8 protein-coding genes are annotated in these 5,750 nt (G+C 42.3%); all 8 read right to left on the bottom strand.

Going from position 1 to position 5,750, the window contains the following annotated elements:
* Positions 1-173 precede the first annotated feature (173 nt).
* The 8 genes from IT084_RS17400 to IT084_RS17365 all read right to left on the bottom strand — a co-directional run bounded on the left by IT084_RS17400 (position 174) and on the right by IT084_RS17365 (position 5,488).
* Positions 174-500: a winged helix-turn-helix domain-containing protein gene (locus IT084_RS17400; RefSeq protein ID WP_195714149.1), complete on the bottom strand. Its 327-nt coding sequence runs from the start codon at positions 498-500 to the stop codon at positions 174-176.
* 47 nt (positions 501-547) lie between these two features.
* Positions 548-1,156 (bottom strand): NTP transferase domain-containing protein, encoded by a 609-nt coding sequence (locus IT084_RS17395; RefSeq protein ID WP_195714148.1) that lies wholly within the window; start codon positions 1,154-1,156, stop codon positions 548-550.
* A 35-nt stretch (positions 1,157-1,191) separates the two neighbouring features.
* Entirely contained in the window at positions 1,192-1,950 is a 759-nt protein-coding gene (gene yqeC / locus IT084_RS17390; protein ID WP_195714147.1) for a selenium cofactor biosynthesis protein YqeC, read from the bottom strand.
* A gap of 96 nt (positions 1,951-2,046) precedes the next feature.
* On the bottom strand, positions 2,047-2,883 hold the full coding sequence (locus tag IT084_RS18725) for a methyl-accepting chemotaxis protein (RefSeq protein ID WP_195714146.1): 837 nt from the start codon (positions 2,881-2,883) through the stop codon (positions 2,047-2,049).
* Positions 2,884-2,963: 80 nt separating this feature from the next.
* Positions 2,964-3,308 (bottom strand): cupin domain-containing protein, encoded by a 345-nt coding sequence (locus IT084_RS17380; RefSeq protein ID WP_195712820.1) that lies wholly within the window; start codon positions 3,306-3,308, stop codon positions 2,964-2,966.
* A gap of 30 nt (positions 3,309-3,338) precedes the next feature.
* On the bottom strand, positions 3,339-4,037 hold the full coding sequence (locus IT084_RS17375) for a DUF2848 family protein (RefSeq protein WP_195714145.1): 699 nt from the start codon (positions 4,035-4,037) through the stop codon (positions 3,339-3,341).
* A gap of 33 nt (positions 4,038-4,070) precedes the next feature.
* Positions 4,071-4,862 (bottom strand): carbon-nitrogen family hydrolase, encoded by a 792-nt coding sequence (locus tag IT084_RS17370; protein WP_207744666.1) that lies wholly within the window; start codon positions 4,860-4,862, stop codon positions 4,071-4,073.
* An 83-nt stretch (positions 4,863-4,945) separates the two neighbouring features.
* Positions 4,946-5,488 carry an MFS transporter gene (locus IT084_RS17365; protein WP_195714144.1) on the bottom strand — a complete coding sequence of 181 codons (543 nt, stop codon included), beginning with the start codon at positions 5,486-5,488 and terminating at the stop codon, positions 4,946-4,948.
* Between the last annotated feature and the right edge of the window lie 262 nt (positions 5,489-5,750).

Here is a 5,750-nt window from a genome sequence, read left to right as displayed (position 1 = left end):
TGACCAAACTTTTGCAGTTGCTAATTTCTTGAAAACTATATTGCTTTAAAGATTTAAACTAACAGGCAAGTCACTCCTTTTTCGAGATTGGTGATCAACCAAGAAATAGAAAAAGGATGTGACCTGCCTTGATACAATTATGGTGTCTACCAAAATAATCTAGTTATCCATAGTTAACCAAAATATTTTTTATAAAGTTTATTTAATGCCTCATCAGCTTCTTTAATAAATTCACCGTATTTATGCATTAACTCCCTGGCCTCGGCGGTCAAGTAAGAACCACCCCCCAAACTACCACCTACTTCACGCCTTAATAGTTTAAAACCCAGTCTTTTTTCCAGTGTATTAATAAGATTCCAGGCTTGACTGTAAGACATGTTTATTTCTTTAGCAGCTTGGCTCAGGGAATTTAGCCTGTCAATACGCTGTAGTATGTCATATGGTCCTTCACCAAATGCTTTTCCCTTGTTTTCCAGCCAAATTTTATATCGAAGCTGCATCCTTACACCCCGTCTCAAAAAAATAAGTTTACTATATTAATACATCTTCAATGGCAACCGGTATATTGTTTTATTTTCAGGTAATCTTCCCAATTGTCAATATCCATAAGAACACCGGGGTCATCCACCTCAACCCGGCAAATACCGGCGCAACATTCCTTGAGTATTTCTTTAGCGCCCGTGTCCCCTGAAAGCTCCGCTAACTTGCTAAACAGCTTTTTATCGAAGAGAACCGGGTGTCCCCTTCTACCTTGATAAAAGGGTGCCGCTATGAGACAGCCGGTGTCGCTATATACTTGCAAAAGGCGGTCAATAGTGCCCGGCTTAATCAAAGGCATATCCCCCAAACAGATCAATACGGCGTCGATTTCATCAGGTTGGTGTAACAAATACCTGATTCCTTCCCTGATCGATGTGCCCATACCCCGAGCAAAAGCGGCATTTTCTATAATTTTGAGATCATAGTGTTTTAATTCCTGTTCCAATTGCTCTTTCCGGCAGCCCACCACCAGCGTTACAGAGTTGACTTTGGAAGCTAATACGCGTTCCAGGGAATGGCGGATAACCGTTTTCCCTGATAATTTTAAAAGCATTTTATTTGTTTGCATCCTGCTGGAAAGCCCGGCCGCCAGTACCAGTGCTTCAATACGGGGCAATTTCAAACACTCCTCTTTTTTAATTCCAATACAAATTAACAAATTTGCTTCACAGGCGGGTTACTCATTGCCGAACCAATAATAATTTTATCTACCCCGGCTTCTTTTAATATTCGAGCTAATTTTAAAGCGCTTTTTTCTCCTGTTTTAGTTTCCACTTTATTAATAAAAGGAATCCAACGGGCATGATTGGGTACATTTTTTTTGTAACCTTTTGGATGCAACATAATATGGGCGATAACTTTTTCATTTACTATGTCACCATAATTAAGCCCCGTCAATGCACAAATTTCATCAATAGCATGAAAATAATCTTCTATCAAAGGCTTACCGGCGCATTCAACCCCTACCACGGGTACCACCAGTGTTGCAATTGCAGGGATTACCGGTTCGTAACTACGCGGAGCTTTGAAAGGTTTGTTTTTGGCACCATCCCCCTCGATTAATAAAAAGTCAACCTCATTAATTTTATGTATTTTTTCCACCTCTTCCATGGAAAGGCCGGTAATTTTATTTTCATAATTAATATTTTTTCCAACAATTACATAGTTGGTTTGGCTAATTATATTGAGAATCGAGCTCTGTAAATCATCTAATTTATCGGTTAATAATACAGGCACTGAATTACGAGTGCTCGGAGCAAAAATTTTAGTTGTAGTGCTCACAACAACCTTTTTGCCGGCATCTAACAACTCACCGGCCAACCTGTTAATTATCGTTGTTTTTCCGCCAGCCCCTACTACAACAACCAAATCTTTTCTTTGCAAAACCAGTGCTTCGCTTATTAAATTCACGCCTGCTACCCCTTACATCGTCTTTTCTATAGAATATTATTTTACAATATGGAATTCAAGGGTTCCAGCAAATGGAACCCTTGAGATTTAAATCTTTTACATAAGATTTTCGGCCAGATTTTTCATCTTTACCGACAATTCACTGAGCCTTTGACTCCCTGAAGCTATTTGCTGAGCCTGGGCCGATTGTTCTTCACTAATGGCCGCAAAATCATTTACCGTCTCCAGGATATTGTTTAATTGATCATTAATTTTCGCTAGAATATCGGTAATTTCCGCCGCTGAAGACTTGCTGTTCCGGGCCAGTTTCCTGATTTCTTCGGCTACCACCGAAAAGCCCCGCCCGTGTTCCCCGGCCCGAGCTGCTTCAATAGCCGCATTAAGACCCAGCAGATTTGTGGTTTCCGCAACGTTTCTGATGTACTCGAGTATTTCACCGGTTTTCTTAAAGTGATCATGAGCTACTTTCGCGGCCTGGTTGATATTCTGGCTACTTGCTGCCAACGACTGGGCCGCACCGGCCAGCTCTTCGGTAGCCGTCGCAAGTTCCCCGGTAAACGTTTGCAATTCTTCAGCCATTTCCAACACGGTTTGTTCTTTGTCTTGGGATACGGTAAAGCTAATGGTACCCAGGATGTTTCCGGTATCGTGATTAATAATGGGTGCGGAACGGACAATGATGGGAGCCCCAAAAACTTCCTTGGGATAACGGACTACCTGCCGCTGTCCGGTTTGCAAAACTTTATCCGAAGCGCCCCCCTTGACGATATCATCACCTTCTTTAATAGTTAACTTGAAAGTTTCCGCCTGTTTAAAACAAATAAATTTTTCCCTATCTGTAATATTTAAAGAAACGTCCTCACCAAGCAGAGTGGATAAAACATTAAATACAATTTTAAACGCATTGAAAAATTCTTGATCCGATACAGGCATTTAGAACACCCCTTACTATCAATTAACCTAAAAATATACCCCCTTGCCAACCTTGTAACAGAGCAAGGGGGTTTCCCTAATTACTTCTTGTAGTACCTTATTTCCAGGGTCATGCAGCCGTTGGGAATTTCATAAGGACCGTGTTTCATTCCGGGCGGGCGGCAAGCATACATACCTTCGATGTAGGTTTCTTTTTTATTAATGTCGTAGAGACTGCCCTTTAAGATGTATACTTCCTCCCAAAAGTCATGCACCAATACCTCAGTTGTGGTCATGCCCGGGGGGAACTTCAACAGCCTGGTGTAGTCCCCAGTTTCGGGGTCTTCACTGAGGATCTTTTCGATAATCCCTTCTTGCGCCCCTTCTACCTGGCGCCAGCCAATATTAAGGTCATGGTCAAAGAATTCCAGTTCCGGTTTCGCCATTGTGCAACTCCTCCTTTTCCATTATTTTTTTTATTTTTTAAACCATTTGCTTACCGGTTCCAAACGGTAACCGCTTGAAAGCACAAGCTTCCTTTTCGGGTCTTCCAGTTGAGCCTCAAAAAACGGGCTGTAATCCACTTCCACTTTACCCGCCACTGTTCCCGAATAAATTACCAGTCCTTCCAGGCTTGGCAGGTCGACTATTTTCTTGACCCGCTCTATAAGGTCGTCGGGACTAAGCAATGCGGCTAAAGGCGCCTCCTGATAAACTACCTTTCGGCCTTTGAGTTCCACCCAGCCGCGCAGGATTATTTCATCCCAGTAGTCTTTTACTTCTGATAATCTCCAAACGTCTTTGGAAATAGTATTTGGGTATACTTGCTTGGCCTTGGGGATGTCATCCTCTTCCAGTTTGCGGTCAGTGTGGTCACTACCGGCGGCAACATAGATCTCATTACCGGTGCACAAAAGAACATATTCCGCTTCTCCCGAATGATCGGTTTCATCAAGCACTTCAATTGTTGCATCCTGTGTTATGCGGTCGTTAAATTTAGCAAAGTAGGTTGGCGTTTCATCCGGCGCAGGTATCCCTTTTTCTTTCAGTTCATCGATGTGTTTTTGAACTTCTTCCTGGTTCCTTCCTGTATACCCGGCGTTGATCATCTTTTTAACTTCAAACTTTAAAATTTCGTTGGGATTGCCATTGATCCTAAACTCTAATACCGGCATGCTTCCTCCTCCTTTCGCACTTTGTATTTTTACTTATATTCTCAATTTCCTATCCCGCAATGGCGGAAATACCGCCCTTACCTTGTGCACCAGGGACGGATCTATTTCTGCTCTGACGATACGCTCTTCATCCGCACTACCGGCAATAACTACACCCCAGGGGTCTACCACCATGCTGTGCCCTAAAAATTGCTTGCCCCTGTTGATACCGGCACAATTACAGGATACCAGGTAACAAATATTCTCCAGCGCCCTGACCTGGTTTAGCGCCACCCAGTTGGCTACACGCGGGAACGGCCAGCCGGATGTAACCAGGAATATTTCCGCACCCTGTTCCATCATCCTGCGATATAATTCAGGGAATCGCAAGTCGTAACATGTGGAAAGGCCCAAGTTGCCCAGTTCTGTTTTTAATGTAACCACTTCCGTACCGGGAGTTAGTATTTCTGTTTCCGCCGACCCGTAACCAAACAGGTGCATTTTCCTATAAGTGCCTATAATTTTCCCCTTGTTGTCCAGCATCACACTTGTGTTATATAATTTACCGCCATCTTTTTCCACAAAGCTACCGGCAAATACGTAGGAGTTTATTTCTTTAGCTTTTCGGGCAACGGCCCTTATTGTAGGGCCGTCTAATGACTCACTTTGGCTTTCGTACTGGTCAAAAGAAAAGTAACCAATGTTCCATATCTCAGGCAGCAGAATTAAATCCGCGTCCCGCGCTTTTTCCATTTGCTGCAGCGCATAAGCAATCCGCTCTTCTTTGGTATGATCATCGTTTATGCTTAGTTGTATAGATGCAACTTTAATGAGATCCGGTTTCATCAAAAGCCCTCCCGCTAGATATTAGATATTATATATTATATAACTGAATTAAACATTCCTTCTACCTAATAATAAAAAAATTTTTAAGAAATTTTCTGCGGCACAATAACCATTTGGCCTACAGCCATTCCAGAGGTAACAAACCCGAGCGCCAACCCCTGGCGTTTGTGAAACCACTGGATCACAACGGCGGAAGCAACAACATTGGAAGAACCGGCGTAACCTATCGAAATTAATATGCCATAAACAACACCAAGCACCCACAAATTATTTAACCATTGAATAATAATTAAACTTAAACCGATAATGGCCATACTTCCTGATAAAACAATTCTGGTACCTAACAAATCACTTAACCGCCCCGCAACGGGTTGAAATATACCGTAAAAAATTAACCCGATAGCTGAGATAAGAGCCAGTGTCCCCCGGTTAACATGAAACTCTGCTTCCCACGAAGTTACAAATACGCCAAAAGATAACCGAATGCCCAGGGAAACAACCAGGGCCAGGAAACATAGAAAAAGTACAACCCAACCATAAAAGAATTTTTTCGTTCCCACGTTATATAGAGCCAACGGAATATCCCCCGTGCCTACTTTTTTATCCTCTGATATAAAGATGGCCACTATTAACAGACCTAAAAAGATAATTGGATATCGCCAGAACAGGTGCAATGGATTGACAAATAAACCGGCGGTTAAAAAACCGAAAAAGGATTACCCTCTTCACTTGTTAATCAACAAGGGAAGAGGGTTTCATGATTGCTTCAGGTAACCCCTTGCAGCACATTAACCGGGCCCCGTGATATATAATATATTATACATTAATCATTATTTTCCCTTCACAATAAAATATAATGGCCAATAAAAAGTGTTAGTTCAGGCTAAC

It is taken from the genome of Desulfallas sp. Bu1-1, from assembly GCF_015594625.1.
Lineage (GTDB): Bacteria > Bacillota > Desulfotomaculia > Desulfotomaculales > Desulfallaceae > JADNRQ01.
Note: the sequence above shows the minus strand (reverse complement) of the source record. Positions and strands in the feature narration are given on the sequence as shown.